The organism is Pseudomonas guariconensis (genome assembly GCF_015680235.1).
Lineage (GTDB): Bacteria > Pseudomonadota > Gammaproteobacteria > Pseudomonadales > Pseudomonadaceae > Aquipseudomonas > Aquipseudomonas guariconensis_A.
The window spans coordinates 35,133-60,554 of the sequence record NZ_JADLJL010000011.1; the positions used below are offsets into that span (position 1 = coordinate 35,133).

Sequence of the window (25,422 nt, forward strand, 5' to 3'; positions counted from 1 at the left end):
CGCTGGCCGCTTTAACGCAGACTTCTAGGGTTTTTCATGACGCGCTACATATTCGTCACGGGCGGTGTTGTTTCTTCATTGGGGAAAGGCATTGCCTCGGCTTCCTTGGCGGCCATCCTGGAGGCGCGGGGGCTCAAGGTCACCATGCTCAAGCTGGACCCGTACATCAACGTCGACCCCGGCACCATGAGCCCGTTCCAGCACGGTGAGGTGTTCGTCACCCACGATGGCGCCGAGACCGACCTTGACCTGGGCCACTACGAGCGGTTCATCCGCACGACCATGACCCAGAACAACAACTTCACCACCGGCCGTATCTACGAGCACGTGCTGCGCAAGGAGCGCCGTGGTGACTACCTGGGCGCGACCATCCAGGTGATCCCGCACATCACCGACGAGATCAAGCGTCGCATCATCAAGGGCGCCGGCGATGCCGATGTGGCCCTGGTGGAAATCGGCGGTACCGTCGGTGACATCGAGTCGCAGCCGTTCCTCGAGGCCATCCGTCAGCTGCGCGTCGAAGTGGGCTCCAAGCGCGCCATGCTGATGCACCTGACCCTGGTTCCGTACATCGCCACTGCGGGCGAGACCAAGACCAAGCCGACCCAGCACTCGGTCAAGGAGCTGCGCTCCATCGGCCTGCAGCCAGACGTGCTGATCTGCCGTTCCGACCACCCGGTCGACGCCTCGTCGCGCCGCAAGATCGCGCTGTTCACCAACGTCGAAGAGCGCGCGGTGATCTCCCTGGAAGACGTCGACACCATCTACAAGATCCCGGGTGTGCTGCATGCCCAGGGCCTGGACGATTTCGTCGTCGAGCGCTTTGGCCTGCAGTGCAACAGCGCCGACCTGTCCGAGTGGGACCAGGTGGTGGACGCCAAGCTCAACCCTGAGCATGAAGTCACCATCGCCATGGTCGGCAAGTACATGGAGCTGCTGGATGCATACAAGTCGCTGATCGAGGCGATGAGCCACGCTGGTATCCAGAACCGCACCAAGGTCAACCTGCGCTACATCGATTCCGAAGACATCGAGAACCAGGGCACCAGCCTGCTCGAAGGCGCCGATGCCATCCTGGTCCCGGGCGGTTTCGGCCTGCGTGGTGTGGAAGGCAAGATCACCGCGGTGCAATACGCCCGCGAGAACAAGGTCCCTTACCTGGGTATCTGCCTGGGCATGCAGGTTGCGGTGATCGAGTTCGCCCGTAACGTGATGGGCTGGAAAGACGCCAACTCCACCGAATTCGACCGCAACAGCGGCCACCCGGTCGTGGGCCTGATCACCGAGTGGGCCGATGCCACCGGTGCCGTCGAGACCCGCACCGAAGCCTCGGACCTGGGCGGCACCATGCGCCTGGGCGCGCAGGAGTGCCAGCTGATGGGCAACTCGAACGTCCACGACTGCTACGGCAAGGACGTGATCGTCGAGCGCCACCGTCACCGCTACGAAGTCAACAACACCCTGCTGCCGCAGATGGTCGAGGCTGGCCTGGTGGTGTCCGGTCGTTCAGGCGACGGCGCCCTGGTGGAAGTGGTCGAGTCCAAGGACCACCCATGGTTCGTGGCGTGCCAGTTCCACCCCGAGTTCACCTCGACCCCGCGTGACGGCCACCCGCTGTTCAGTGGTTTCGTCAAGGCGGCCCTGGCGCAGAAGAATAAGGCCTGATCCATGACCCAGAAGATCATTCGCGTCGGTAACATCGAGATCGCCAACGACAAGCCGTTCGTCCTGTTCGGCGGCATGAACGTCCTGGAGTCCCGTGACCTGGCTCTGAAGGTCTGCGAAGAGTACGTGCGGGTGACCGAGAAGCTCGGTATCCCGTATGTGTTCAAGGCCAGCTTCGACAAGGCCAACCGTTCGTCGGTTACCTCGTACCGTGGCCCAGGCATGGAAGAAGGGCTGAAGATCTTCGAGGAGATCAAGCGTACCTTCAACGTGCCGGTGATCACCGACGTGCACGAGCCCTACCAGTGCGAACCGGTCGCGAAAGTGTGCGACATCATCCAGCTGCCGGCCTTCCTGTCGCGCCAGACCGACCTGGTGGTGGCGATGGCCAAGACTGGCGCGGTGATCAACATCAAGAAGGCGCAGTTCCTCGCGCCTCACGAGATGAAACACATCCTCGCCAAGTGCGTCGAGGCCGGCAACGACCAGTTGATCCTCTGCGAGCGCGGTTCGAGCTTCGGCTACAACAACCTGGTGGTGGATATGCTCGGCTTCGGCATCATGAAGCAGTTCGAGTACCCGGTGTTCTTCGACGTGACCCACTCATTGCAGATGCCGGGCGGTCGCTCCGACTCGGCCGGCGGTCGCCGCGCCCAGGTTACCGACCTGGCCAAGGCCGGCATGAGCCAAGGCCTGGCCGGGCTGTTCCTGGAAGCCCACCCGGACCCGGACAACGCCAAGTGCGACGGCCCATGCGCCTTGCGCCTGGACAAGCTGGAACCGTTCCTCAGCCAGCTCAAGCAGCTGGATGACCTGGTGAAAAGTTTTCCGACGGTAGAAACCGCGTAAAGCTCATTTCTCGGGTAAAGTACCGCCCGTTCCACCCCTGACCTTTCGGTCAGGGGCTCCCTTCGCCAGGCCTGCCCGTGCCATGTCGCCTGGTGAACGGCAAGAATTCCCAAAGCTGCGTTGTTTTCGTCAATTCTGGAGTGCTTACAACAATGGCAAAGATCGTCGACATCAAAGGTCGTGAAGTTCTCGATTCGCGTGGCAACCCCACCGTGGAAGCCGATGTACTGCTCGACAACGGCATCATCGGCAGCGCTTGCGCGCCGTCGGGTGCTTCCACTGGCTCGCGCGAAGCGCTGGAGCTGCGTGATGGCGACAAGAGCCGTTACCTGGGCAAGGGCGTGCTGAAGGCCGTCGCCAACATCAACGGCCCGATCCGCGACCTGCTGCTGGGCAAGGACCCAGCAGACCAGAAGGCCCTGGACCGTGCCATGATCGAACTGGACGGTACCGAGAACAAGGCCAAGCTGGGCGCTAACGCCATCCTGGCTGTCTCCCTGGCTGCTGCCAAGGCCGCCGCCCAGGACCAGGACCTGCCGCTGTACGCACACATCGCCAACCTCAACGGCACCCCGGGCCAGTACTCCATGCCGGTGCCGATGATGAACATCATCAACGGCGGCGAGCACGCCGACAACAACGTCGACATCCAGGAGTTCATGGTCCAGCCGGTTGGCGCCAAGACCTTCTCCGACGCCCTGCGCATGGGCACCGAGATCTTCCATCACCTCAAAGGTGTGCTCAAGGCTCGTGGCCTGAACACCGCCGTGGGTGACGAAGGTGGCTTCGCCCCGAACCTGGCCTCCAACGAAGACGCCCTGGGCGCCATCGCCGAGGCCGTCGAGAAGGCCGGCTACAAGCTGGGCACCGACGTGACCCTGGCGCTGGATTGCGCGGCTTCCGAGTTCTATGAAGGCGGCAAGTACAACCTGTCCGGTGAAGGCAAGTCGTTCGACGCCGAAGGTTTCGCCGAGTACCTGAAGGGCCTGACCGAGCGCTTCCCGATCATCTCGATCGAAGATGGCTTGGACGAGTCCGACTGGGCGGGCTGGAAGATCCTTACCGACAAGATCGGCGCCAAGGTCCAGCTGGTCGGTGACGACCTGTTCGTGACCAACACCAAGATTCTCAAGGAAGGCATCGAGAAGGGCATCGGTAACTCGATCCTGATCAAGTTCAACCAGATCGGCTCGCTGACTGAGACCCTGGAAGCCATCCAGATGGCCAAGGCTGCTGGCTATACCGCAGTGATCTCGCACCGTTCCGGTGAAACCGAAGATTCCACCATCGCCGACCTGGCCGTGGGTACCGCTGCCGGCCAGATCAAGACCGGTTCGCTGTGCCGTTCCGACCGCGTCTCCAAGTACAACCAGCTGCTGCGTATCGAAGAGCAGCTGGGTGCCAAGGCGGTGTACCGCGGCCGTGCCGAGTTTCGCGGCTGAGCAAGAGATGGTAAAAAGGCAGCAGCCGAGGCCGTCTGAACGTTCGTACTGAACTGCCAGACGCTTCTTACGGGTTTCTGTCGACGAAGCCTGGCCTCGGCCAGGCTTCGTGCTATCGGAAGCCCGCAGCGGCGGCCTTTTACCTCTGGATACTTTGATGCGCAGTCCCTATTGGTTGTTTCTCGTCCTGCTCCTGCTGCTCGGTGGCCTGCAGTATCGCCTCTGGGTGGGCAATGGCAGCCTGGCGCAAGTGGCCGAGCTCAAGCAGCAGATCGCCGAACAGCATGCGGAAAACGAGCGGCTGCTCGAGCGTAACCGTGTGCTGGATGCCGAAGTCCTGGAGTTGAAAAAAGGTATGGAGACCGTGGAAGAGCGGGCTCGTCATGAACTGGGGATGGTCAAGGAGGGCGAAACCCTCTACCAGTTGCCGCAAAAATGACACAGATGCTACCGGCCTTCTGGGCCGTGATTCCTGCCGCGGGCATTGGCGCCCGCATGGCTGCCGATCGTCCCAAGCAGTACCTGCAGTTGGGCGGGCAGACCCTCCTCGAGCACAGCCTCGACTGTTTCCTCGACCACCCCACGCTCAAGGGCGTGGTGGTCAGCATTGCCGCCGATGACCCGTACTGGCCTGGCCTGCGTTGCGCCAGCGACCCGCGCATCCAGCGGGCTGCCGGTGGCCGTGAGCGTGCCGACTCGGTGCTCAATGCCTTGTTGCTGCTGCACGCCCAGGGCGCGGCTGACGATGATTGGGTGTTGGTACATGACGCAGCACGGCCGAACCTGGCGCGCAGCGACCTGGATCGGTTGCTGTCGGAATTGGCCGATGACCCTGTCGGCGGCCTGCTTGCGGTGCCGGCGCGCGACACCCTCAAGCGCGCCGATGCCCACGGGCGAGTCAGCGCCACGGTGGACCGCAGCACGATCTGGCAGGCCTACACGCCGCAGATGTTCCGCCTCGGCGCATTGCACCGGGCCCTGGCGGAATGCCTGGTATCGGATGTGCTGGTCACCGACGAAGCGTCTGCCATCGAGTGGTCGGGGCAGGCGCCGCGGTTGATCGAGGGGCGTAGTGACAATATCAAGGTCACTCGGCCTGAAGATCTGGAATGGTTGCGCCAGCGCTGGGTGGGTAGGCGCTGAAGTTGTTGGGACCGCTGTGCGGTCCTTTCGCGGCAGGCCGCTGCTACAGGCGAACGTGAAACTCCTGTAGAAGCGGCCTGGTGCCGCGAAAGGGCCGCGCAGCGGCTCCAGCGAACCATCAGGCCAACCGGTACTCCGGCAACCCCGCCAACTCTTTCTTCAGGTAATCCACCAAGCGCCGCACCTTAGGCGACAAATGCCGCTGCTGTGGGTACAGCGCCCACACAGCCGTGTTCGGCGGCTGGTGCGCCTCCAGCAACGACACCAGCGCGCCACTGTGTAGATGCTCGAGCACGTAATAGTCCGGCAGCTGGCACAACCCCATCCCCAGCAACGCCGCATCCAGCACGGCCTGCCCGCTGTTGCACCGCCAGTTGCCCTGCACGCGCTGGCTCAGTTCCCGCCCGTCCTGCTGCAACATCCACACATCCGAGCTGCCGACCAGACAGTTGTGCCGCGCCAGTTCCGACAGGCTATGTGGTCGGCCGTAACGCTCCAGGTAGGCGGGTGATGCGCACAGGTACATGCGCCGCGGGGCCAGACGGGTGGCGACCAGGCGAGAGTCCTGCAAGCGTCCGAGGCGTATCGCCAGGTCCATGCCTTCATGCACCAGGTCCAATGTGCGATTGCTCAGTTCCACCTCCACCCTGAGCTGCGGGTACAACGTCATGAAACGAGTCACCAGGGGCACGATGAAGCGTTCGCCGTAGGCCACCGCGCAGGTCATGCGCAGCAGCCCCTTGGGCTCGCTGGCCAGGTCGCCCATGGCGCGTAGTGCTTCTTCGCGGCCATCCTGCAGGCGTTGGCAATGCTGCAGGAAGGTCTGCCCGGCTTCGCTGAGGGTCACCCGGCGGGTGCTGCGGTACAGCAGCGGCGTCTGCAGGCGCTCTTCGAGGCGGGCGATCTGTCGGCTGATGTGGGAGGAGGAAACACCCAGGCGTTCGGCGGCAGCGGTGAACTGGCCGGTTTCGGCCACCGCGACGAATTCGTCGATACCTTCCCAGCGACTGCTCATTGATTATCCCTGTGCGGCAATAATGTTTTTACTTTTGCCTGATTATTCATCAAAAGCCGGTGAATTACACTGCCGGACAGAATCGATCCCCTTATCTGGAGACCTTTGATGATCAAGTCCCGCGCTGCCGTTGCCTTCGAGGCCAAGAAACCCCTGGAAATCGTCGAAGTCGACGTGGCCATGCCCAAGGCCGGTGAGGTGCTGCTGCGCGTGGTCGCCAGCGGTGTTTGCCACACCGACGCCTACACCCTGTCCGGCGCCGACCCGGAAGGCATCTTCCCGTCGATCCTCGGCCATGAAGGTGGCGCTATCGTCGAAGCGGTAGGCGAGGGCGTGACCTCGGTGGCCGTGGGCGACCACGTGATCCCGCTGTACACCCCAGAGTGCGGCAAGTGCAAGTTCTGCCTCTCGGGCAAGACCAACCTGTGCCAGGCCATCCGCGCCACCCAGGGCAAGGGCCTGATGCCCGACGGCACCACCCGCTTCTCGTACAAGGGCCAGCAGCTGTTCCACTACATGGGCACCTCGACCTTCTCCGAGTACACCGTGCTGCCTGAAATCTCCGTGGCCAAGATCCAGAAGGAAGCACCGCTGGAGAAGGTGTGCCTGCTCGGGTGTGGCGTCACCACCGGTATCGGTGCGGTGCTCAACACCGCCAAGGTCAAGCCGGGTGACACCGTGGCTATCTTCGGCCTGGGCGGCATCGGCCTGTCTGCCGTGATCGGCGCGGTGAAGGCCAAGGCCTCGCGCATCATCGCCATCGACATCAACCCGGCCAAGTTCGAGATCGCTCGCCAACTGGGCGCCACCGACTGCATCAACCCGAAAGACTACGATCGCCCGATCCAGGAAGTGATCGTCGACCTCACCGACGGTGGCGTGGACTTCTCCTTCGAGTGCATCGGCAACGTGCAACTGATGCGCGCCGCGCTGGAATGCTGCCACAAGGGCTGGGGCGAGTCGGTGATCATCGGTGTGGCCGGTGCCGGCCAGGAAATCGCCACCCGTCCGTTCCAACTGGTCACCGGCCGTGTATGGCGCGGCTCGGCCTTCGGTGGCGTACGCGGCCGCAGCGAACTGCCAAGCTACGTGGAAATGTCCGAGAAGGGCGAGATTCCGCTGGACACCTTCATCACCCACACCATGGGCCTGGAGGACATCAACAAAGCCTTCGACCTGATGCATGAAGGCAAGAGCATCCGCAGCGTGATCCACTTCTGAGGTCCGTCATGAGCCTGGAAAACATCTCTTGCCAGAAGAGCTTCGGCGGCTGGCACAAGCGCTACCGGCACCACTCCAAGGTGCTGGGCTGCGACATGGTGTTCGCCGTGTACCTGCCACCGCAGGCCGAGCAGGGTGAAAAGCTGCCGGTACTGTACTGGCTCAGCGGCCTGACCTGCACCGACGAAAACTTCATGCAGAAGGCCGGCGCCCAGCGCCTGGCCGCCGAGCTTGGCCTGATCATCGTCGCCCCGGACACCAGCCCGCGCGGCGAGCAGGTACCGGGCGACCCGGATGGCGCCTGGGACTTCGGCCTGGGCGCCGGGTTCTACCTCAACGCCACCCAGCAGCCCTGGGCCCAGCACTACCGCATGCATGACTATGTGGTGGATGAACTGCCCGCCTTGGTGGAGGCCCACTTCCCGGCCTCCGATCAGCGCAGCATCAGCGGGCACTCCATGGGTGGCCACGGTGCGCTGGTCTGTGCCTTGCGCAACCCGGGCCGGTACCGCTCGGTGTCGGCATTCTCGCCGATCAGCAACCCGATGGATTGCCCGTGGGGCGAAAAGGCGTTTTCCCGTTACCTGGGTGACGACCGTGCGCGCTGGCGCGAGTGGGATGCCAGCGTGCTGCTCGCCGAGACGCCTGTCGGGCAGTGCCCGCCGCTGTTGGTGGACCAGGGCGATCGGGATGACTTCCTGGAGAAGCAGCTCAAGCCCGAAGCCTTGGAGCAGGCAGCACGCAAGGGCGGCCATGAGCTGACCTTGCGCCTGCAACCGGGCTATGACCACAGCTACTACTTCATCGCCAGCTTCATCGATGAGCACCTGCGTCATCACGCGGTGGCGCTGGGGCGGGTGTGAGGATTTAATGTAGCATTTTCAGCGCCTGCGAGATCGCGCGCCGCCCGCGCGGCGCTCGATCTCGCAGGCGCAAAAAATGTCGTGGCGATCACCTCCAGCCCCAATGTCAGCTAAAGCAGGTAGAATCCCGCCCTGACTCAATCAGGGCTTTTTCCTATGCGTATTGGCCACGGCTACGATGTGCACCGTTTCTGCGACGGTGATTTCATTACCCTGGGCGGGGTGCGTATCCCCCACAAATACGGCCTGTTGGCCCATTCCGATGGTGACGTGCTGCTGCACGCCCTGAGCGATGCCTTGCTCGGCGCCGCGGCGCTGGGTGACATCGGCAAGCATTTCCCCGATACCGACCCCCAGTTCAAGGGTGCCGACAGCCGCGTGCTGTTGCGCCACGTGGTCGGTATCGTCCAGGCCAAGGGCTGGAAGGTCGGCAACGTCGACGCCACCATCGTGGCCCAGGCACCGAAGATGGCGCCGCACATCGAGGCCATGCGCCAGCGGGTCGCCGAAGACCTGCAGATCGGGCTCGACCAGGTCAACGTCAAAGCGACCACCACCGAGAAGCTGGGCTTCACTGGCCGCGAGGAGGGCATCGCCGTGCATGCGGTCGCCCTGTTGCTGCCGGCATGACCGAACTGGAACTGTTAGGCCCGAGGGCGTCGGGCGAGCCCCTCGGCCAGGCTGTATTGAAAGCCGTCGCCGAAGATTTCCAGGTCGATGAAGTACTGGACATTCCACTTTCCGGTCAAGGCGAGCACCTCTGGCTATGGGTCGAGAAGCGTGACCTGAACACCGAAGAGGCCGCCCGTCGCCTGGCCCGTGCTGCAGGCGTGCCGGTGCGTGCCATCAGCTATGCAGGGCTCAAGGATCGTCAGGCCCTGACCCGCCAATGGTTCAGCCTGCACCTGCCGGGCAAGGCCGACCCCGATCTGTCGCGCGCTGAAGACGCCAACCTGAGCGTGCTCAAGCAGGTGCGACACCAGCGCAAGCTGCAGCGCGGCGCCCATTCGGCCAATGGCTTCACCTTGCGTCTTACCGCCCTGCGTGCCGACCATGACGCCCTCGACGCGCGCCTGGCCCTGCTGAAAACCCAGGGCGTGCCGAACTACTTTGGCAGCCAGCGTTTCGGCCATGCCGGCGGCAATGTGCATGATGCGCAGGACTGGGCGGCCCGCAAGGTATTGCCCGAGCAGCGCAATGTTCGTTCGCGGCTGTTGTCGGCCGGGCGCAGCTACCTGTTCAACCAGGTACTGGCTGCCAGGGTCGCCGAGGGTACCTGGAACAAGGCGCAGGTCGGGGACCTGTTGGCCTTCACGGACAGTCGTAGCTTTTTTCCTGCTGGCGACAAGGAAATTTCTGATCCTCGTTTGTCGATTCTCGACTTGCATCCTACTGGCCCGTTGTGGGGCGAAGGCCCTACGCCGGCCTGCGGCCCAGTATTCACGCTGGAATCAGGCGTCGGCGAACAGCACGTGGCGCTGTGCCAGTGGCTGGCGCAAGCGGGCATGAGTCACGAACGGCGTATCCTGCGGCTCCCTATTGGCGAGCTGACGTGGCATTATCCCGAGCCTGATATCCTGCAACTGGAATTCGTCCTTCCGGCCGGATGCTTCGCCACCGTGGTGGTGCGCGAGCTCGTCGATCTGGTGCCGGCAGGGCAGACGGACAGCCCATGCGTATTCTGATTTCGAATGACGACGGTGTTACCGCACCCGGCCTCGCCGCGCTGCATGCTGCGCTGGTGGATCACGCCGAGTGCGTGGTGATTGCCCCGGATCAAGACAAGAGCGGCGCCAGCAGTTCGCTGACGCTGGACCGGCCACTGCACCCGCAGACCCTGGCCAATGGCTTCATCAGCCTCAACGGCACGCCGACCGACTGCGTGCACCTGGGGCTCAACGGCCTGTTGCCGGAAACGCCTGACATGGTCGTGTCCGGCATCAACCTGGGCGCCAACCTGGGGGACGACGTGCTGTATTCCGGTACCGTCGCTGCGGCACTGGAGGGGCGCTTCCTGGGCGGCACCTCGCTTGCCTTCTCGTTGCTGTCGCGCCAGCCGGACAACCTACCCACCGCCGCCTATATCGCGCGGCGCCTGGTGGAGGCCCAGTCACGCCTGGAGCTGCCGCCGCGCACGGTGCTCAACGTCAATATCCCCAACCTCCCGCTCGAGCATATCCGGGGCATTCAGCTGACCCGCCTCGGCCACCGCGCGCGCGCCGCCGCGCCGACCAAGGTGGTCAACCCACGGGGCAAAGAAGGCTATTGGATCGCCGTGGCCGGCGATGCCGAGGACGGTGGGCCGGGTACCGACTTCCATGCGGTGATGCAGGGCTATGTGTCGATCACCCCGCTGCAGCTGGACCGCACCTTCAATGATGCCTTCGAACGTCTCGACGGTTGGCTGGAGGGCCTGCTCTGATGCGTGAACAGGACGATATGCTGCGCCGCGGTATCGGCATGACTTCCCAGCGGACCCGGGAGCGGCTGATCCAGCGCTTGTACGAGGAAGGCGTCTCGAACACGCAGGTGCTCGAGGTCATCCGACGTACCCCGCGCCACCTGTTCGTCGACGAGGCCCTGGCGCACCGGGCCTACGAAGACACGGCACTGCCGATCGGGCACAACCAGACCATCTCCCAGCCGTTCATGGTCGCCCACATGAGCGAGCTGCTGCTCGAGGCCGGGCCGCTGGACAAGGTCCTGGAGATCGGTACCGGCTCGGGCTACCAGACGGCGGTCCTGGCGCAGTTGGTGGAGCGGGTGTTCTCGGTGGAGCGGATCAAGGTCCTGCAGGACAGGGCCAAGGAGCGCCTGGTCGAGCTCAACCTGCGCAACGTGGTGTTCCGTTGGGGGGACGGCTGCGAAGGGTGGCCGGCGCTCGCCCCTTACAACGGCATCATCGTCACTGCCGTGGCCCCGGAAGTGCCCCAGGCGCTGCTGGACCAGCTGGCGCCCGGGGGGCGCATGGTGATCCCGGTAGGGCCTGCCGGCGAAGCGCAGCAATTGATGCTGATCGTGCGCGAGGAACATGGGTTCTCCCGTCGGGTGCTGGGTAACGTGCGCTTCGTGCCACTGCTCAACGGCCCGCTGGCCTGAGGGCGCACGGAATATTTACGGCATCGACGAATTCTTCTGCCGCGCCCCTGTCTATCGTGCGGGGTTTCGCCAGTCTTGTCGTGGCACCTGAGCCGGCACCCCAAGGCGTGTCGGCTCGTTTATAATTGCAACAATATTGCATTTCGTATCGTCATATCGTTTCGGCACCATGAGGGGAGCGCGGGTGGGGCACACAATCATGCGGCAACGCAAGGATCAGTCGTTTTTCAGGCTACTGGTGATTGCCCTGGCCATGGCCACATCGCTGGCTGGTTGCTCCAGCACCAGTTCCAACAATGCGCGCGTGGTCGATCGCAACAATACGGTGCCCAAGCGCCCCACCGTGACGTCCGGGCAATATGTGGTCAAGCCCGGCGACACCCTGTACTCCATCGCCTTCCGCTACGGCTGGGACTACAAGGAGCTGGCCGCGCGCAACAACATCGCCGCGCCCTATACCATTCGCCCCGGCCAGGCCATCCGCTTCAGCAGTGGTTCAACTGGCACGACACGAGTGGTCTCGAGCCCTTCCTCGTCCAGCAGGACCACCGTTACTCGCCGCCCGGTGGGCACCCCGGCCACGCCGCCTGCGAACAATCGGCCTGCCACGTCGGCCCCCGCGACGCCGGCACCTGTGGTTACCCAGGTGCCTGCTGCAGAGCGCTCGGTGGGTGGATGGACCTGGCCGGCCAATGGCGTCCTGATTGGAAAATTCGCTTCAAACGGTAGTTTGAATAAAGGCATTGATATCGCCGGTAATTTGGGACAGCCTGTTTTTGCTGCGTCTGGTGGTTCAGTGGTGTACGCCGGGAGTGGCTTGAGGGGCTACGGCGAGCTGATCATCATCAAGCACAGCGATACCTACGTCAGTGCCTACGGTCATAACCGCAGGCTTTTGGTTCGGGAGGGACAGCAGGTCAAGGCAGGGCAGACGATCGCTGAAATGGGGTCAACGGGCACTGATCGGGTGAAGCTGCATTTCGAGATTCGCCGTCAGGGCAAACCCGTCGATCCGCTCCAGTTCCTGCCACGTCGTTGATCTTTGCCCCGGCCTGTTCCCGCTGACGTAGAGGGGACAGGCTCCAGCGCTGCCAGGGAAACAGGTGCCGCTCGAGCCTGAGTTCGAACTCAGCAAAGGACTATAACAATGGCTCTCAGCAAAGAAGTGCCGGAGTTTGACATCGACGATGACCTCCTTCTGATGGAGACGGGCATCGTTTTGGAAACGGATGTGGTGTCAGACGAACCTGCTGTACCTTCGGTTCGGACCAGGGCTAAACAAGGCTCATCGCTCAAGCAACACAAATACATCGATTACAGCCGGGCGCTCGATGCCACCCAGCTGTATCTCAACGAGATCGGTTTCTCCCCGCTGCTTTCTCCCGAAGAGGAAGTGCACTATGCGCGCCTGTCGCAGAAAGGGGACCCGGCCGGTCGCAAGCGCATGATCGAGAGCAACTTGCGCTTGGTGGTCAAGATCGCTCGTCGTTACGTCAACCGTGGCCTGTCGCTGCTCGACTTGATCGAGGAGGGCAACTTGGGGTTGATCCGCGCAGTGGAGAAATTCGACCCGGAGCGTGGTTTCCGCTTCTCGACCTACGCCACTTGGTGGATCCGCCAGACCATCGAGCGGGCGATCATGAACCAGACCCGCACCATTCGCCTGCCGATCCACGTGGTGAAGGAACTCAACGTCTACCTGCGCGCCGCACGGGAGCTGACCCAAAAGCTCGACCACGAGCCTTCTCCGGAAGAAATCGCCAACCTGTTGGAAAAACCGGTCGCGGAGGTCAAGCGCATGCTTGGGCTCAACGAACGGGTTTCCTCGGTGGACGTCTCGCTCGGTCCAGACTCCGACAAGACCCTGCTGGACACCCTGACGGACGATCGCCCTACCGACCCTTGCGAGTTGCTGCAGGATGATGACCTTTCCCAGAGCATCGACCAGTGGCTGGGCGAGCTGACCGACAAGCAGCGCGAAGTGGTGGTACGCCGCTTCGGGCTACGCGGGCATGAGAGCAGCACCTTGGAGGATGTTGGCCTGGAAATCGGACTGACCCGTGAGCGGGTGCGGCAGATCCAGGTCGAGGGGCTCAAGCGCCTGCGCGAGATCCTCGAGAAGAATGGGCTCTCCAGCGAGTCCCTGTTCCAGTAAGCGCAGCTGCTTCGACAAACGCCCCGACGACCTCGGGGCGTTTTTGTTTGTGAGCACCCATGTTTATTCCGCTACCGTTGTGGCATTGCTTGTAAGCGTTTACTTACTTGTTGTGTAGGAATTTCCTGTAGGGATCAGTAAATCATTGTCGTTTCCATCCCATCGATAATCCTAACTTTATGATAGTTAAGACTTTTTTGGATGTGAAAATGTGTGTCCACTGAATTGTTTTGAGAGGTTTGACGCTTGCTCGCCAAACTGGAATGGCTAGTATTCGAACTGTGTCGACGGACTGACACAGGCTTTCAAGGATGAAGGTCAGGGACATCGCAAGACGCGATTCATCAGGACGATGATTGGGACAAGCAGGGACTACGGAAAAAATGTGGGCGGGTCAAACCGCCCCTTTTTTTGCCTGTAGAAAAGTCGAATGCCCCACGCCACCTTGTAGGAGCGGCCTTGTGCCGCGATCGGCTGCGCAGCAGGCGTTCAAGCCTGCGCGCACGATTTACCTGGTGTATCGAGGTCGCTGATTTTACGGCTGCTACGCAGCCGATCGCGGCACAAGGCCGCTCCTATAAGGGTGAGGCCTGCCACGTGATTCGCAGGCAATAAAAAAGGCCCTTTCGGGCCTTCTTCAGGTTCGGACGCTTAGCGTTCCAGATCCGCAATCTTGCCAGGCTTACCATCCCACTCTTCGGCGTCAGGCAGCGGGTCCTTGCGCTCGGTGATGTTCGGCCAGATCTCCGCCAGTTCTGCGTTCAGCTCGAGGAAGTTCTCCATGCCCGCAGGCACTTCGTCTTCCGAGAAGATGGCTTGGGCTGGGCATTCCGGCTCACACAGGGCGCAGTCGATGCACTCGTCCGGGTGAATCACCAGGAAGTTCGGGCCTTCGTAGAAGCAGTCCACCGGACAGACTTCCACGCAGTCGGTGTATTTGCATTTGATGCAGTTGTCGGTGACGACGAAGGTCATTTCTAGTTCTCTCCTCAGGCGACGGCGGCGGCCCTTCCTCTAACGGGCCGCGCGGTTTACAGGCAGTTGGCTGCAGGCCAGGCTAATAACCTGCAGCACCGGCAAACCGCGGCGGATTCTACCAGCTTGTTGTGGGCGCCGTTATAACAGGTTTTTCAGTTGATATAGCGTTTCGATAGCTTGGCGTGGCGTCATGTCGTCCAGGTCCAGCTTGCCCAGCTTCTCGATGGCTGGGTGGGGCAGGCTGGCGAACAGGTCGCTCTGGTGCGGCACTTGCGGCTCGCCCTTGGCGACCCTGACCGGTTGCTCATGGGGCAGGCTGGCGGTTTCCAGGCGGCCCAGGTGCTCGCGAGCACGTTGGATCACCGGCGCCGGCACGCCAGCCAGTTGCGCCACGGCCAGGCCGTAGCTCTGGCTGGCAGGGCCGGGCAGTACATGGTGCAGGAAGACGATGCGTTCGTTGTGTTCAGTGGCGTTCAAATGCACGTTGGCTACCAGCGGCTCGCTCTCCGGCAGCACGGTCAGCTCGAAGTAGTGCGTGGCGAACAGCGTGTAGGCGCGCAGCTGGGCCAGACGCTCGGCGGCGGCCCAGGCCAGCGACAGGCCGTCGAAGGTACTGGTACCGCGACCGACTTCATCCATCAGCACCAGGCTGCGGTCGGTGGCGTTGTGCAGGATGTTGGCGGTTTCGCTCATCTCGACCATGAAGGTCGAGCGCCCGCCGGCCAAGTCGTCGCTCGAGCCGATACGGGTGAAGATACGATCGACCAGCGACAATTCGCAGCGCGCTGCAGGGACGAAGCTGCCGATATGCGCCATCAGCACGATCAGTGCGGTCTGGCGCATGTAGGTGGACTTACCGCCCATGTTCGGGCCGGTGATGATCAACATCCGCGTGTTGTTGTCCAGCGCCAGGTCGTTGGCCACGAACGGCGTGGTCAGCACCTGCTCGACCACCGGATGACGGCCTTGGTCGATGCGCAGGCAAGGCTCGTCGACGAAGGTCGGGCAGTTGAGGTCCAGGTTCAGGGCGCGCTCGGCCAGGTTGCTCAGCACATCCAGCTCGGCCAGGGCGGCTGCGCTGTCCTGCAGCGGCGCCAGGTGGCCGATCAGAGTCTCGAGCAAGGCGTCGTAGAGCATCTTCTCGCGAGCCAGGGCGCGGCTCTTTGCCGACAACGCCTTGTCCTCGAAGGCCTTGAGCTCGGGGGTAATGAAGCGCTCGGCACCCTTGAGGGTCTGCCGGCGGATGTAGTCGCCCGGCGCCTGCTCGGCCTGTTTGGTGGGTAGCTCGATGTAGTAGCCGTGTACACGGTTGTAGCCGACTTTGAGGTTGGCCAGGCCCGTGCGGGCTTTTTCCCGGGCTTCCAGGTCGATGAGGAACTGGCCGGCGTTCTCGCTCATGGCCAGCAGCTCGTCCAGCTCGCTGTCGTAGCCGGCCTTGAGTACGCCGCCGTCGCGGATCACCGCCGGCGGGTTGTCGATGATCGCCCGCTCCAGCAGGCTGGCCAGTTCCGGGTAGGTACCGGTGATCGCCGCCAGGCGTGCCAGGTGCGGAGCTTCGAGCTCGGCCATGGCGTTCTGCAGCTCGGGCAGGGCGCCCAGGGCATCGCGCAGGCGGGCAAGGTCACGCGGGCGGGCGTTGCGCAGGCCGATACGGGCCAGGATGCGCTCGATATCGCCGATTTCCTTGAGCTGCGGTTGCAGCTTTTCGAAGCGGTAGCCATCGAGCAGGCAGCGGATCGAGTCCTGGCGTGCCTTGAGCACTTTCAGGTCGCGCAGCGGGCGGTTCAGCCAGCGGGTCAGCAGGCGGCTGGCCATGGCGGTCTGGCAACGGTCGATGACCGATTGCAGGGTGTTGTCGTGGCCACCGGCTAGGTTGACGTCCAGTTCCAGGTTGCGACGGCTGGCGCCGTCCAGGATCACCGTGTCGTCCATGCGCTCATGGCGCAGGCTGCGCAGGTGCGGCAGGGTGGTGCGCTGGGTTTCCTTGGCGTAGGTCAGCAGGCAGCCGGCGGCGCCGATGGCCAGGGTCAGCTTGTCGCAGCCAAAGCCCTTGAGGTCCTGAGTCGCGAACTGCTGGCACAGGCTCTTGCGTGCCGAGTCGCGGTCGAAATCCCACGGCGCGCGGCGGCGGCACCCCGGGCGCTTCTCCGCCGGCAGGCCCTGGGGCCAGTCGTCGGGGATCAACAGTTCCACCGGGTTGATGCGCTCGAGCTCGGCCAGCAGGTTTTCCCAGCCCTTGATTTCCTGGACGGTGAAATTGCCGCTGGTGATATCCAGCACCGCCAGGCCGAACAGACGCTCATCGCCCAGCAGCGCGGCGATCAAGTTGTCGCGGCGCTCGTCGAGCAGGGCTTCGTCGCTGACCGTGCCGGGGGTGATGATCCGCACCACCTGGCGCTCCACCGGCCCCTTGCTGGTGGCCGGGTCGCCGATCTGCTCGCAGATCACCACCGACTCGCCCAGCTTGACCAGCTTGGCCAGGTAACCTTCCACCGAATGGAAGGGGATCCCGCACATGGGGATCGACTGGCCGGCGGACTGGCCACGGGCGGTCAGGGTGATATCCAGCAGTTTGGCGGCTTTCTTCGCGTCTTCGTAGAAGATCTCGTAGAAATCGCCCATGCGGTAGAACATCAGCTGGTCTGGGTGCTGGTTCTTCAGCTTCCAGTACTGCTGCATCATTGGTGTGTGTGCGGAAAGGTCAGACATTCAAGGCCTTGAAGCTGTGCGTCTCAGACAAAATGCGAAACGCCCAAGTCTACAGGTTCTTGCCTGCCGGGCACAGGCGCCCAGGCCACTTCGTTGGTCGCCGCAGCGGCCCTGCCCCGCGCAGCTGGGCGCGGGGCAGGGGCGTTCAGTTGCGTTGCCAGACCACCGGGAACCAGTCTTCGCGCATGCGCTCGCCGTCGCGCAGGTTGATGCCGGGGAAGGGCGGCGATGTGCGACCGGGGCGTTGCACGTAGCGCACGTCGTCGCCTAGAAAGCGGGTGGAGAAGGCGCGGCGCCTGCCGGTGCCGGTGTTGCCGGCTGCGCCGTGCACGGTGCGGAAGTCGAAGACGATGGCGTCGCCTGGCTCCAGTTCCGGCGACAGGATCTGGTATTCGCCGTTCTCTACGTCCGGCATGTCCATGTACAGGTTCTGGCCGTCGGCGTCGGTGGCGCCGTAGAAGTCCTGGTTGCTGGCCCAGCGCTTGGGGCGAACCGGCTTGGGCCAGCGGTGCGAGCCAAGCACCACGCTCAGGGTGTTGTGGCGGGTGACCGGGTCCAGGGGGATCCAGTAGCTGGCGGTCTGCAGGCCCTCGACGCAATAGTAGGGCAAGTCCTGGTGCCAGGGAGTGGGCTTGGCGGTGCCGGGCTCCTTGACCAGGATGTGGTCGTGGAACACCTGCACCTGCTGGGCGCCCATCAGTTCGCCAGCCAGGCCGGCGGCAGGCGAGTTGAGCACGAAGTCGGTGAATGCGGGGATGCGCTGCCAATTGCAGTAGTCCTCGAAGAACCGCCCGCCCTCGCCGGAGCCGACGTTCTCGATGGCGAAGGCGCTGGGTTCGGCCAGGTTCTGCTCGAAGCCTTCGCGCAGGCGTTCGATCCAGTCCTTGAACACGCCACGCAGGATCACTGCGCCGTCGCGCTGATAGTCTTCGATGTGGGGATTCATGGGGCAGCCCTCTCATTGTTGTTGTCGTGGCACCAGCATCGGATGCCGGCGAGGGCCGGGTAAATCACAGAATTCCTATTCGTCACTATAGCTATTCTGTATGCCCCGCCTTGTTGTCTTGCCTTTCGATTGGCCGGTTAATAGCCCTGCGCCCTGCGGTTTCCGGGCCTTGCGTGAACCCTTCCACGGCAGCGCGACTGCCGGCCAAGAACAAGAACAACGAGGAGTCCCTGGGATGAACGACCACAACAACCTGCGACGGGGCCTGAGTACCCGGCATATCCGCTTCATGGCGCTGGGCTCGGCGATCGGCACGGGGCTGTTCTATGGCTCGGCGTCGGCGATCAAGCTGGCCGGGCCATCGGTGCTGTTGGCCTACCTGATCGGCGGTGCGGCCATCTACATGATGATGCGCGCCCTCGGCGAGATGGCCGTGCGCAACCCGGTGTCCGGCTCGTTCGGGCAGTACACCAGCCAGTACCTGGGGCGCTACCTGGGGTTTCTCACCGGTTGGAGCTATGCGTTTTCCATGCTGGTGGTGTGCCTGGCGGACGTCACCGCCTTCGGCGTCTACATGGGCCTGTGGTTCCCCGATACCCCGCGCTGGATCTGGGTGCTGGGCATCGTCTGCTTCATCGGCGCGCTGAACCTGTGCAGCGTCAAGGTGTTCGGTGAAATGGAGTTCTGGCTGTCGCTGCTCAAGGTCACTGCGATCATTGCGATGATCCTGGCAGGCGGCGCGGTGCTGCTGTTCGGCATCCAGCTGGGCAATGGCGCCGAGACCGTCACCGGGCTGTCCAACCTGTGGAGCCACGGCGGGTTCTTCCCCAACGGCGTCGGCGGGATGATCGCCTCCTTCACGGTGGTGATGTTCGCCTTCGGCGGCGTCGAGATGATCGGTATCACCGCCGGCGAAGCCAAGGACCCCAAGCGTGTGCTGCCCAAGGCGATCAATTCGGTGCCGCTGCGCATCCTGCTGTTCTACGTGCTGACCTTGGTCGTGCTGATGGCCCTCTATCCTTGGACCAACATCGGCAGCCAGGGTAGCCCGTTCGTGCAGATCTTCAGTGGCCTGGGCATCGGCTCGGCGGCGACCCTGCTCAATATCGTGGTGATCTCGGCGGCGGTTTCGGCGATCAACAGCGATATCTTCAGCGCCGGGCGCATGATGTACGGCATGGCCCAGAACGGCCAGGCTCCTTCGGGGTTCTCGCGTCTGTCGCGTTTCGGCGTGCCGTGGATGACCGTGGTGGTGATGGGCGTTGCCCTGCTGCTGGGCGTGGTGCTCAACTACCTGGCGCCGGAGAACCTGTTCCTGATCCTGGCCGCCGTGGTGACCTTCTCGATCGTCTGGGTGTGGCTGATGATCCTGCTTTCCCAGGTGGCCATGCGTCGTGGCATGAGCCGCGAGGAAATCGCCGCGCTGGACTTCCCAGTGCCACTGTGGCCGGTGGGGCCAGCCTTGGCCATCGTGTTCATGCTGTTCGTCTTCGGGGTGCTGGGCTGGTTCCCAGACAGCCGCACGGCGATGTACGTGGGCCTTGGCTGGTTGGCGCTGCTGTCGGTGGGCTACTGGCTGTGGGGGGCGCGCCAGCCGCGCCCGGCGCCGGTCAGCGCCTGATTCAGACGGAAAACAGCTCGCTGGCCCAGCGCAGGAATGCCTGGGCCGCAGGCGAGGGGCGCATGGCGCTGGATTGCGCCAGCACCACCGACTGCGGGCTGACCGCTTCGCGCAGGGGCCGGCAAGCCAGTGGCCGGCCATCGTAGCTCTGGTCGCCGGCGGGGCGGGTACATGACAGCGCCACGCCATAGCCATGGGCCACCAGCCCGCGCTGCATCTCGAAGGTCTGGGTCAGTTGCTGGGCGCGCGGCTGCAGGTCGTGGGCCCAGAACAGCGACAGGAAGTATTCGCGGGTGCGGGCAATGTCTTCGAGGATCAGGCACTCCTCGGCAAGCTCAGCCAGCGAGACCTGTTCCTGGCGCGCCAGAGGGTGATCCACCGGCAACAGGGCATAGGGCGCTACCTGCGCCAGCACACGTCGCTCGATCTGCGGGTCCAGGCCCACGTCATAGGTCAGTGCCAGTTCCGCCTTGCCATCGTTCAGGCGTCGGTTGACGCCCGCCAGATCGGTCTCGAACAGGGTGATGGCGACTTCCGGGTGACGCTGGCGAAAGCCGCTGAGCAGGCGCGGCGCGTACCAGGGGCCCAGGTCCTGGAAACAGATCAGGCTCAGGTTGCCGCGCAGCACTTCCGGTTCATCCCCTGCCGTGCCGATGCCTGCCGCCATGGCCAGTATCTCCCGCGCCTGTTCGAGCAGCTGGCGCCCGGCCGGGCTCAATTCCAGGCCACGGCTGGCCTGGCGCAGGAACAGCTTCTCGCCCAGGATCGCCTCGAGCTGGGAGATCGCCAGCGACACCGAAGGCTGGGAGATGTGCTTGGCCCGTGCCGCGGCGCTGACGCTGCCCTGTTCGGCGGTGGCCACGAAGTATTCGAGCTGGCGGAAGGTAAAGCCGATCATTGTTGTTCTTGTCCTTCTATTGGCAGGCCAAATCATCCCGTGCCACCGGGCCTATGAGCCTACAAGGAATTGCCCGCTCGTGGGGAACGGCAGGAGAAGATGACGTGCATGGATTGCATTTGCGTTGCAGCACATCCATGATGCACGGTATGCAAAAACGCAACGTAGCCTCCGTACTCAGAGCACTGCTCGATCGCCACGGCCTGTCCCCGACGGAGCTGCACCGGCGCACGGGCGTTCCCCAATCCACCTTGTCGCGCATTCTCAGCGAGAAGATCGTCGACCCGTCCGACAAACACGTGTCGAAGATCGCCGATTATTTTGGCGTGAGCACCGACCAACTGCGAGGCCGTGCCGAGCTGGGCGAGCCCCGTGAACTGCGCGAGTCGGTGCAAGCGGCCCGTGGCCATGCGGAGCTGAGCGACATCAGCCTGTGGGACGACGAAACCCCGGTCGAGGACGACGAGGTTTCCGTTCCCTTTCTTCGAGAGGTCGAGTTGGCAGCAGGATCAGGACGATTCGTCATCGAAGAAAGCGAACGCGCGCGCCTGCGTTTCGGCAAGCGCAGCCTGCGCCACAATGGCGTGCAGTTCGACCAGGCCAAATGCGTGACGGTACGTGGCAACAGCATGTTGCCGGTGCTGCGCGACGGTGCCACGGTGGGCGTCAACACCGGCAAGTGCTCCATCGGCGACATCATCGATGGCGACCTCTATGCCATCAACCACAACGGCCAACTGCGGGTGAAGCAGGTCTATCGCCTGCCCACCGGCATCCGCCTGCGCAGCTTCAACCGCGACGAGCACCCTGACGAGGACTACAGCTTCCAGCAGATGCAGGAAGAACAGATCAGCCTGCTCGGCCATGTGTTCTGGTGGGGCATGTACGCTCGCTGATGGGGCATCTGTGAGGAAAAAACCCGCTTCGGCGGGTTTTTTTTCGCCTGTGGAAAATCCCTACAAGCCGTGTCGTGCATGGCTTGCATGCATAACAGCAGATTCCTTATGCACAAAAGCATGATGAAATGCATTGACCGTCTATGCATTGATGCATATTTTGTCTCCGAAGCCGCTGAATGAGTTACGGAGTGGCGGTGATGGAGGCCTTTGGAATTCATATAGGAGGCGGGGCAGTGATGAACGAGCAACAGATGTTGCTGGAGGTGCCGTTCTGGCTGGTGATCGTTCTGGCGTTGGTGGGCGGGCTCTGTGGCGAGATGTGGCGGGCCGACAAGGCCGGTGCTCGAGGCTGGTCCTTGATGCGACGGCTGGCGTTGCGATCCGGGGCGTGCATGGTCTGTGGTGTTTCGACAGTCATGTTGTCGTATGCCAGCGGTATCTCGATCTGGAGTGCTTGTGCCTTGGGGTGCATGACCGCGCTGTCGGGCGCCGACATCGCGATCGGATTTTACGAGCGCTGGGCAGCCAGGCGGCTGGGATTGAAGGATGTTTCCCAGGATCGGTAATGCTGGGGCGGCGAATTGATGTTCTACGGTGACGACAAGGAAACGATCCTCAGGGCCGTCCAACCTAAGCCAAGGCGAGTCGTGGTGTTCGATGGCGAAATTCCCCATGGCGCGAGAGCGCCAGCGACGAGTTGCAACAGATTGCGCATGAGCGTGGCGTTCAAAACGTTGATCAAGGAGTAAGGCGCATGGCCAGGACGGTTGAAATTATTTTGGGGTATGTCGATAAACCCGTGGGCGCGGCAGCGGCCGGTACTTCACTGATTGACCAGTACAATAGTGATAAGAAGGGGTTCGCCCTCGTCAATCAAAGCGCCCAGACAGGAGCGGCGGTGGCGGGTGTAATCTCGATCGTGAAGTTGACCGCTGGGTTTACTCCGTTTCTCAATATCAAAACGAATACGCTTGCGGCGACGACGGTGTTTCTGAAAATAACTGCTCAATATCGTACGGATAAATCTTTTGAAACTGGCGATATTCTTAGTTTGGTCGGGAATGTGGCGGGTGTCGTAGGGAGTGTGATATTGCTGACTGGCGCCGCTCAAGCATCTCTCCCGTTCGTTGCGATGGGCATAGGTGCTAACGTAGCGGGCATTGTTTTATCAGATGTAGCGACGAAGTTGTATGCTACCCTGCTGAAACCATTATGGGAAAGGCATTTTCGTGCCAATCCGAAGTCGGCGTACCCCACTTATTGGGTGGCCCCTGACTTGAAGCTTGTATCGCTAGCGCAGATCGACTCTCTCTATGGGAACCGTATCGCAGTTAACCAGTGGGATCCAAGTACACGTGTTGTTACACTTGTAGGAAAAAGCCGGCATCTTTATAGCGGCACTATAGGGTCTACTGGAGGCTACATTGAGAACGGACATTCGGGGCCTATGATTTTTCCGCTCCCGGAGCCACCGGGATGGCGAATCGATATTGGGCCTATCGAAATTGTCAGCCCGCAGGGCGCTTTTGGTATCGATCGCTACCATTGAATGTCCGTCGGGTCATAGCCACGAACGTGCTCAGGTATTAAATGTCGTCGATTGCTCAATTTGCCGCACTGCTTAAAACACAACCCCCTAAGGTGCAGGTCTTGAATGTCTTGCTGGTAGGGGTAACCCTTTTAGCGATAGCGGCACTTTACCATAGCGGCCTTAGAACCTATACGCCGCCGGATGCGAAAAATTTGGTCACTGTAGAGGCATGGATTAATGGCTATGCTTCTCCGTGGGAATATAATCGTTCGGTGCTCAGATTTGGTGTCTCCTATATTGATCGGAAGGGGAGGCAGGTCCAATCGGCTTTTTTGGATGCCGGCGTTTATGAGCGAGAAAAACTGCGAATAGGTTCAAGGCTGCGTATGACAATTGAAGTGGGTGAGCAAGAGACTGTGCTTCGAGCGTTAGTGAGCCCAGAAGGGAAGGTGCTATTCGACGACAACTTCAATCAACAGGTCGTGGCTTGGAATAACGAATCGATTTGGCAGGCTGTGGTGCTTTGTACCCTTGCCGCCATGGGGTTTATTTTTGTTGCACTCTTGATTGCATGGAAACATCGCCGGGTGCTTTTGGGACGATCTTGATTTAACTGGATTCGTTCCTATTTGTGTGTAGGAACCTGCAGGGCGCCGCATTGATGGGGGCCGCTCCTCGTTCGCGGCGTCTGTGCTAGGGTGACGAGCAGTCTTCAAGGAGCGCACCATGGACCCGATCACCGTTCTCTCCACCCGCCTGGGTGAGCACTTGCGGCGTTTCAATGCCCAGGTGACCACTGCCGAGTCCTGCACCGGAGGGGGTATCGCCGAGGCCATTACCCGCATTCCCGGGAGCTCGGCCTGGTTCGAGGCCGGCTACGTGACGTATTCCAATCTGCAGAAGACCCGCCAGCTGGGTGTACCCGAAGCGCTGTTCGCCGAAGTCGGCGCCGTCAGCCAGGAAGTGGTCGAGGCCATGGTCCGTGGAGCCCAGGCCGCCAGTGGCGCACGTTTTGCCGTGGCGGTCAGTGGCGTGGCCGGGCCAGACGGTGGTTCACCGGCCAAGCCGGTGGGTACCGTATGGCTGGCCTGGGCCGATGGTGTCCATGTGACCAGCGAGCGCCGGCACTTCGACGGCGACCGCGAAGCGGTGCGCCGACAGACGGTGATCGCCGCGTTAGACGGCTTGTTACAGCTTGGTGCGGAGTAAATCGCCTGGCGGGGGTTTGCGGAATCGTATCCCTGTGGAATAATACTGGCTACTTATACAGGTATTCCCGGCCCCAGGGCCGCCAGTCGATCACGTGAGGATTTCAATGGACGACAACAAGAAGCGCGCCTTGGCTGCGGCCCTGGGTCAAATCGAACGCCAGTTCGGCAAGGGCGCAGTCATGCGCATGGGCGATCACGAGCGCCAGGCCATTCCAGCCATCTCCACCGGTTCCCTGGGCCTGGACATCGCCCTGGGCATCGGCGGCCTGCCAAAAGGCCGTATCGTCGAGATCTACGGTCCGGAATCCTCGGGTAAGACCACGCTGACCCTGTCGGTCATCGCCGAAGCCCAGAAGAACGGCGCCACCTGCGCCTTCGTCGACGCCGAGCACGCCCTCGACCCGGAATATGCCGGTAAGCTGGGCGTCAATGTCGACGACCTGCTGGTTTCCCAGCCGGACACCGGTGAGCAGGCGCTGGAAATCACCGACATGCTGGTGCGCTCCAACGCCGTCGACGTGATCATCGTCGACTCCGTGGCCGCCCTGGTGCCCAAGGCCGAGATCGAAGGCGAGATGGGCGACATGCACGTTGGCCTGCAGGCTCGTCTGATGTCCCAGGCGCTGCGTAAAATCACCGGTAACATCAAGAACGCCAACTGCCTGGTCATCTTCATCAACCAGATCCGTATGAAGATCGGCGTGATGTTCGGCAGCCCGGAAACCACCACCGGCGGTAACGCCCTGAAGTTCTACGCCTCCGTGCGCCTGGACATCCGTCGTACCGGCGCGGTCAAGGAAGGCGACGAAGTCGTGGGCAGCGAAACCCGCGTCAAGATCGTCAAGAACAAGGTCTCGCCACCGTTCCGCCAGGCTGAGTTCCAAATCCTCTACGGCAAGGGTATCTACCGCAACGGCGAAATCATCGACCTGGGTGTTTCCCAAGGTCTGGTGGAGAAGTCCGGTGCCTGGTACAGCTACCAGGGCAACAAGATCGGCCAGGGCAAGGCGAACGCCGCCAAGTTCCTGCAAGAAAACCCAGCCGTGGGCGCCGAGATCGAGAAGCAGATCCGCGAGAAGCTGCTCAACGCCGGTGCCGTCGCTGCCGCAGGCAAGGCCGCTGCTGCCGAAGCCGATGCCGACGACATGGCTGACGCCGACGCCGGTTATTGATTGGC

General features: G+C 62.4%; 25 protein-coding genes. 20 read left to right on the top strand and 5 right to left on the bottom strand.

The window, feature by feature from the left end; translation table 11 throughout:
- Positions 1 to 36: 36 nt before the first annotated feature.
- The 5 genes from IRZ56_RS10290 (at position 37) to ispD (ending at position 5,099) form a co-directional block, all read left to right on the top strand.
- The gene (locus IRZ56_RS10290) at positions 37 to 1,665 is read left to right on the top strand and encodes a CTP synthase (RefSeq protein WP_196144853.1); all 1,629 of its coding nucleotides are present in this window, start codon (positions 37 to 39) and stop codon (positions 1,663 to 1,665) included.
- Between the two features lie 3 nt (positions 1,666 to 1,668).
- A complete protein-coding gene (gene kdsA / locus IRZ56_RS10295; protein WP_196144854.1) occupies positions 1,669 to 2,514 on the top strand; it encodes a 3-deoxy-8-phosphooctulonate synthase in 846 nt (281 codons plus the stop codon).
- A 152-nt stretch (positions 2,515 to 2,666) separates the two neighbouring features.
- Entirely contained in the window at positions 2,667 to 3,956 is a 1,290-nt protein-coding gene (eno, locus tag IRZ56_RS10300) for a phosphopyruvate hydratase (RefSeq protein ID WP_196144855.1), read from the top strand.
- Positions 3,957 to 4,113: 157 nt separating this feature from the next.
- The gene (ftsB, locus tag IRZ56_RS10305; protein WP_043208829.1) at positions 4,114 to 4,395 is read left to right on the top strand and encodes a cell division protein FtsB; all 282 of its coding nucleotides are present in this window, start codon (positions 4,114 to 4,116) and stop codon (positions 4,393 to 4,395) included.
- Complete coding sequence (gene ispD / locus IRZ56_RS10310) at positions 4,392 to 5,099, top strand: 2-C-methyl-D-erythritol 4-phosphate cytidylyltransferase (RefSeq protein WP_196144856.1); 708 nt, start codon at positions 4,392 to 4,394, stop codon at positions 5,097 to 5,099. Before ftsB ends, ispD begins: the two co-directional genes overlap by 4 nt.
- A gap of 118 nt (positions 5,100 to 5,217) precedes the next feature.
- Here the strand turns inward: ispD and IRZ56_RS10315 are convergent, their stop codons facing one another.
- Positions 5,218 to 6,114, bottom strand: coding sequence for a LysR substrate-binding domain-containing protein (locus IRZ56_RS10315; RefSeq protein WP_196144857.1), 897 nt, complete (start codon positions 6,112 to 6,114; stop codon positions 5,218 to 5,220).
- Positions 6,115 to 6,222: 108 nt separating this feature from the next.
- On the opposite strand from IRZ56_RS10315, the gene IRZ56_RS10320 reads away from it, so the two are divergent.
- The 8 genes from IRZ56_RS10320 (at position 6,223) to rpoS (ending at position 13,452) form a co-directional block, all read left to right on the top strand.
- Positions 6,223 to 7,335 carry an S-(hydroxymethyl)glutathione dehydrogenase/class III alcohol dehydrogenase gene (locus tag IRZ56_RS10320; RefSeq protein WP_016712915.1) on the top strand — a complete coding sequence of 371 codons (1,113 nt, stop codon included), beginning with the start codon at positions 6,223 to 6,225 and terminating at the stop codon, positions 7,333 to 7,335.
- 8 nt (positions 7,336 to 7,343) lie between these two features.
- Positions 7,344 to 8,198 carry an S-formylglutathione hydrolase gene (gene fghA / locus IRZ56_RS10325; protein ID WP_196144858.1) on the top strand — a complete coding sequence of 285 codons (855 nt, stop codon included), beginning with the start codon at positions 7,344 to 7,346 and terminating at the stop codon, positions 8,196 to 8,198.
- Between the two features lie 156 nt (positions 8,199 to 8,354).
- Complete coding sequence (gene ispF / locus IRZ56_RS10330; protein ID WP_196144859.1) at positions 8,355 to 8,828, top strand: 2-C-methyl-D-erythritol 2,4-cyclodiphosphate synthase; 474 nt, start codon at positions 8,355 to 8,357, stop codon at positions 8,826 to 8,828.
- Entirely contained in the window at positions 8,825 to 9,883 is a 1,059-nt protein-coding gene (gene truD, locus IRZ56_RS10335) for a tRNA pseudouridine(13) synthase TruD (RefSeq protein ID WP_196144860.1), read from the top strand. The genes ispF and truD overlap by 4 nt, the downstream gene beginning before the upstream one ends.
- Positions 9,871 to 10,620, top strand: coding sequence for a 5'/3'-nucleotidase SurE (gene surE / locus IRZ56_RS10340; protein WP_084854406.1), 750 nt, complete (start codon positions 9,871 to 9,873; stop codon positions 10,618 to 10,620). The genes truD and surE overlap by 13 nt, the downstream gene beginning before the upstream one ends.
- Positions 10,621 to 10,658: 38 nt before the next feature.
- Positions 10,659 to 11,297 carry a protein-L-isoaspartate(D-aspartate) O-methyltransferase gene (locus tag IRZ56_RS10345; RefSeq protein WP_196144928.1) on the top strand — a complete coding sequence of 213 codons (639 nt, stop codon included), beginning with the start codon at positions 10,659 to 10,661 and terminating at the stop codon, positions 11,295 to 11,297.
- A 184-nt stretch (positions 11,298 to 11,481) separates the two neighbouring features.
- Positions 11,482 to 12,336, top strand: coding sequence for a peptidoglycan DD-metalloendopeptidase family protein (locus IRZ56_RS10350; RefSeq protein WP_196144861.1), 855 nt, complete (start codon positions 11,482 to 11,484; stop codon positions 12,334 to 12,336).
- A gap of 108 nt (positions 12,337 to 12,444) precedes the next feature.
- Positions 12,445 to 13,452, top strand: a complete 1,008-nt coding sequence (rpoS, locus tag IRZ56_RS10355) for an RNA polymerase sigma factor RpoS (protein ID WP_196144862.1) — start codon at positions 12,445 to 12,447, stop codon at positions 13,450 to 13,452.
- Between the two features lie 651 nt (positions 13,453 to 14,103).
- On the opposite strand, the gene fdxA is transcribed toward rpoS, so the two are convergent.
- The 3 genes from fdxA to IRZ56_RS10370 form a co-directional block, all read right to left on the bottom strand.
- Positions 14,104 to 14,427 carry a ferredoxin FdxA gene (gene fdxA, locus IRZ56_RS10360; RefSeq protein ID WP_054891051.1) on the bottom strand — a complete coding sequence of 108 codons (324 nt, stop codon included), beginning with the start codon at positions 14,425 to 14,427 and terminating at the stop codon, positions 14,104 to 14,106.
- 141 nt (positions 14,428 to 14,568) lie between these two features.
- Entirely contained in the window at positions 14,569 to 17,139 is a 2,571-nt protein-coding gene (mutS, locus tag IRZ56_RS10365; protein ID WP_196144863.1) for a DNA mismatch repair protein MutS, read from the bottom strand.
- Positions 17,140 to 17,284: 145 nt separating this feature from the next.
- Complete coding sequence (locus IRZ56_RS10370) at positions 17,285 to 18,085, bottom strand: phytanoyl-CoA dioxygenase family protein (RefSeq protein WP_196144864.1); 801 nt, start codon at positions 18,083 to 18,085, stop codon at positions 17,285 to 17,287.
- Positions 18,086 to 18,320: 235 nt separating this feature from the next.
- Here IRZ56_RS10370 and IRZ56_RS10375 point away from each other — a divergent pair, with 235 nt between their 5' ends.
- Positions 18,321 to 19,706: an amino acid permease gene (locus IRZ56_RS10375; RefSeq protein WP_196144865.1), complete on the top strand. Its 1,386-nt coding sequence runs from the start codon at positions 18,321 to 18,323 to the stop codon at positions 19,704 to 19,706.
- Position 19,707: 1 nt separating this feature from the next.
- Here the strand turns inward: IRZ56_RS10375 and IRZ56_RS10380 are convergent, their stop codons facing one another.
- Positions 19,708 to 20,604, bottom strand: a complete 897-nt coding sequence (locus tag IRZ56_RS10380) for a LysR substrate-binding domain-containing protein (RefSeq protein ID WP_196144866.1) — start codon at positions 20,602 to 20,604, stop codon at positions 19,708 to 19,710.
- Between the two features lie 149 nt (positions 20,605 to 20,753).
- Here IRZ56_RS10380 and IRZ56_RS10385 point away from each other — a divergent pair, with 149 nt between their 5' ends.
- The 6 genes from IRZ56_RS10385 (at position 20,754) to recA (ending at position 25,417) form a co-directional block, all read left to right on the top strand.
- Positions 20,754 to 21,500: an XRE family transcriptional regulator gene (locus IRZ56_RS10385; RefSeq protein WP_196144867.1), complete on the top strand. Its 747-nt coding sequence runs from the start codon at positions 20,754 to 20,756 to the stop codon at positions 21,498 to 21,500.
- Between the two features lie 236 nt (positions 21,501 to 21,736).
- Complete coding sequence (locus IRZ56_RS10390; RefSeq protein WP_196144868.1) at positions 21,737 to 22,069, top strand: phage holin family protein; 333 nt, start codon at positions 21,737 to 21,739, stop codon at positions 22,067 to 22,069.
- A gap of 188 nt (positions 22,070 to 22,257) precedes the next feature.
- On the top strand, positions 22,258 to 23,052 hold the full coding sequence (locus IRZ56_RS10395; protein WP_196144869.1) for a hypothetical protein: 795 nt from the start codon (positions 22,258 to 22,260) through the stop codon (positions 23,050 to 23,052).
- A 41-nt stretch (positions 23,053 to 23,093) separates the two neighbouring features.
- Positions 23,094 to 23,642, top strand: a complete 549-nt coding sequence (locus tag IRZ56_RS10400; RefSeq protein WP_196144870.1) for a hypothetical protein — start codon at positions 23,094 to 23,096, stop codon at positions 23,640 to 23,642.
- Positions 23,643 to 23,760: 118 nt separating this feature from the next.
- Positions 23,761 to 24,243, top strand: a complete 483-nt coding sequence (locus IRZ56_RS10405; RefSeq protein ID WP_196144871.1) for a CinA family protein — start codon at positions 23,761 to 23,763, stop codon at positions 24,241 to 24,243.
- A gap of 106 nt (positions 24,244 to 24,349) precedes the next feature.
- Positions 24,350 to 25,417, top strand: coding sequence for a recombinase RecA (gene recA / locus IRZ56_RS10410; RefSeq protein WP_023381942.1), 1,068 nt, complete (start codon positions 24,350 to 24,352; stop codon positions 25,415 to 25,417).
- The last annotated feature ends 5 nt before the right edge of the window (positions 25,418 to 25,422 follow it).

Excerpts from the sequence above, each read along its gene's own strand:
- IRZ56_RS10375 (WP_196144865.1), top strand. The coding sequence starts at position 18,321 with ATGAACGACCACAACAACCTGCGACGGGGCCTGAGTACCCGGCATATC.
- ispF (WP_196144859.1), top strand. The coding sequence starts at position 8,355 with ATGCGTATTGGCCACGGCTACGATGTGCACCGTTTCTGCGACGGTGAT.
- kdsA (WP_196144854.1), top strand. The coding sequence starts at position 1,669 with ATGACCCAGAAGATCATTCGCGTCGGTAACATCGAGATCGCCAACGAC.
- IRZ56_RS10405 (WP_196144871.1), top strand. The coding sequence starts at position 23,761 with ATGGACCCGATCACCGTTCTCTCCACCCGCCTGGGTGAGCACTTGCGG.
- IRZ56_RS10395 (WP_196144869.1), top strand. The coding sequence starts at position 22,258 with ATGGCCAGGACGGTTGAAATTATTTTGGGGTATGTCGATAAACCCGTG.
- IRZ56_RS10385 (WP_196144867.1), top strand. The coding sequence starts at position 20,754 with ATGCAAAAACGCAACGTAGCCTCCGTACTCAGAGCACTGCTCGATCGC.
- mutS (WP_196144863.1), bottom strand. The coding sequence starts at position 17,139 with ATGTCTGACCTTTCCGCACACACACCAATGATGCAGCAGTACTGGAAG.
- fdxA (WP_054891051.1), bottom strand. The coding sequence starts at position 14,427 with ATGACCTTCGTCGTCACCGACAACTGCATCAAATGCAAATACACCGAC.
- fghA (WP_196144858.1), top strand. The coding sequence starts at position 7,344 with ATGAGCCTGGAAAACATCTCTTGCCAGAAGAGCTTCGGCGGCTGGCAC.
- ftsB (WP_043208829.1), top strand. The coding sequence starts at position 4,114 with ATGCGCAGTCCCTATTGGTTGTTTCTCGTCCTGCTCCTGCTGCTCGGT.
- IRZ56_RS10370 (WP_196144864.1), bottom strand. The coding sequence starts at position 18,085 with ATGAATCCCCACATCGAAGACTATCAGCGCGACGGCGCAGTGATCCTG.
- recA (WP_023381942.1), top strand. The coding sequence starts at position 24,350 with ATGGACGACAACAAGAAGCGCGCCTTGGCTGCGGCCCTGGGTCAAATC.
- truD (WP_196144860.1), top strand. The coding sequence starts at position 8,825 with ATGACCGAACTGGAACTGTTAGGCCCGAGGGCGTCGGGCGAGCCCCTC.
- IRZ56_RS10290 (WP_196144853.1), top strand. The coding sequence starts at position 37 with ATGACGCGCTACATATTCGTCACGGGCGGTGTTGTTTCTTCATTGGGG.
- surE (WP_084854406.1), top strand. The coding sequence starts at position 9,871 with ATGCGTATTCTGATTTCGAATGACGACGGTGTTACCGCACCCGGCCTC.
- IRZ56_RS10380 (WP_196144866.1), bottom strand. The coding sequence starts at position 20,604 with ATGATCGGCTTTACCTTCCGCCAGCTCGAATACTTCGTGGCCACCGCC.
- IRZ56_RS10315 (WP_196144857.1), bottom strand. The coding sequence starts at position 6,114 with ATGAGCAGTCGCTGGGAAGGTATCGACGAATTCGTCGCGGTGGCCGAA.
- IRZ56_RS10345 (WP_196144928.1), top strand. The coding sequence starts at position 10,659 with ATGACTTCCCAGCGGACCCGGGAGCGGCTGATCCAGCGCTTGTACGAG.
- eno (WP_196144855.1), top strand. The coding sequence starts at position 2,667 with ATGGCAAAGATCGTCGACATCAAAGGTCGTGAAGTTCTCGATTCGCGT.
- ispD (WP_196144856.1), top strand. The coding sequence starts at position 4,392 with ATGACACAGATGCTACCGGCCTTCTGGGCCGTGATTCCTGCCGCGGGC.
- rpoS (WP_196144862.1), top strand. The coding sequence starts at position 12,445 with ATGGCTCTCAGCAAAGAAGTGCCGGAGTTTGACATCGACGATGACCTC.
- IRZ56_RS10400 (WP_196144870.1), top strand. The coding sequence starts at position 23,094 with ATGTCGTCGATTGCTCAATTTGCCGCACTGCTTAAAACACAACCCCCT.
- IRZ56_RS10320 (WP_016712915.1), top strand. The coding sequence starts at position 6,223 with ATGATCAAGTCCCGCGCTGCCGTTGCCTTCGAGGCCAAGAAACCCCTG.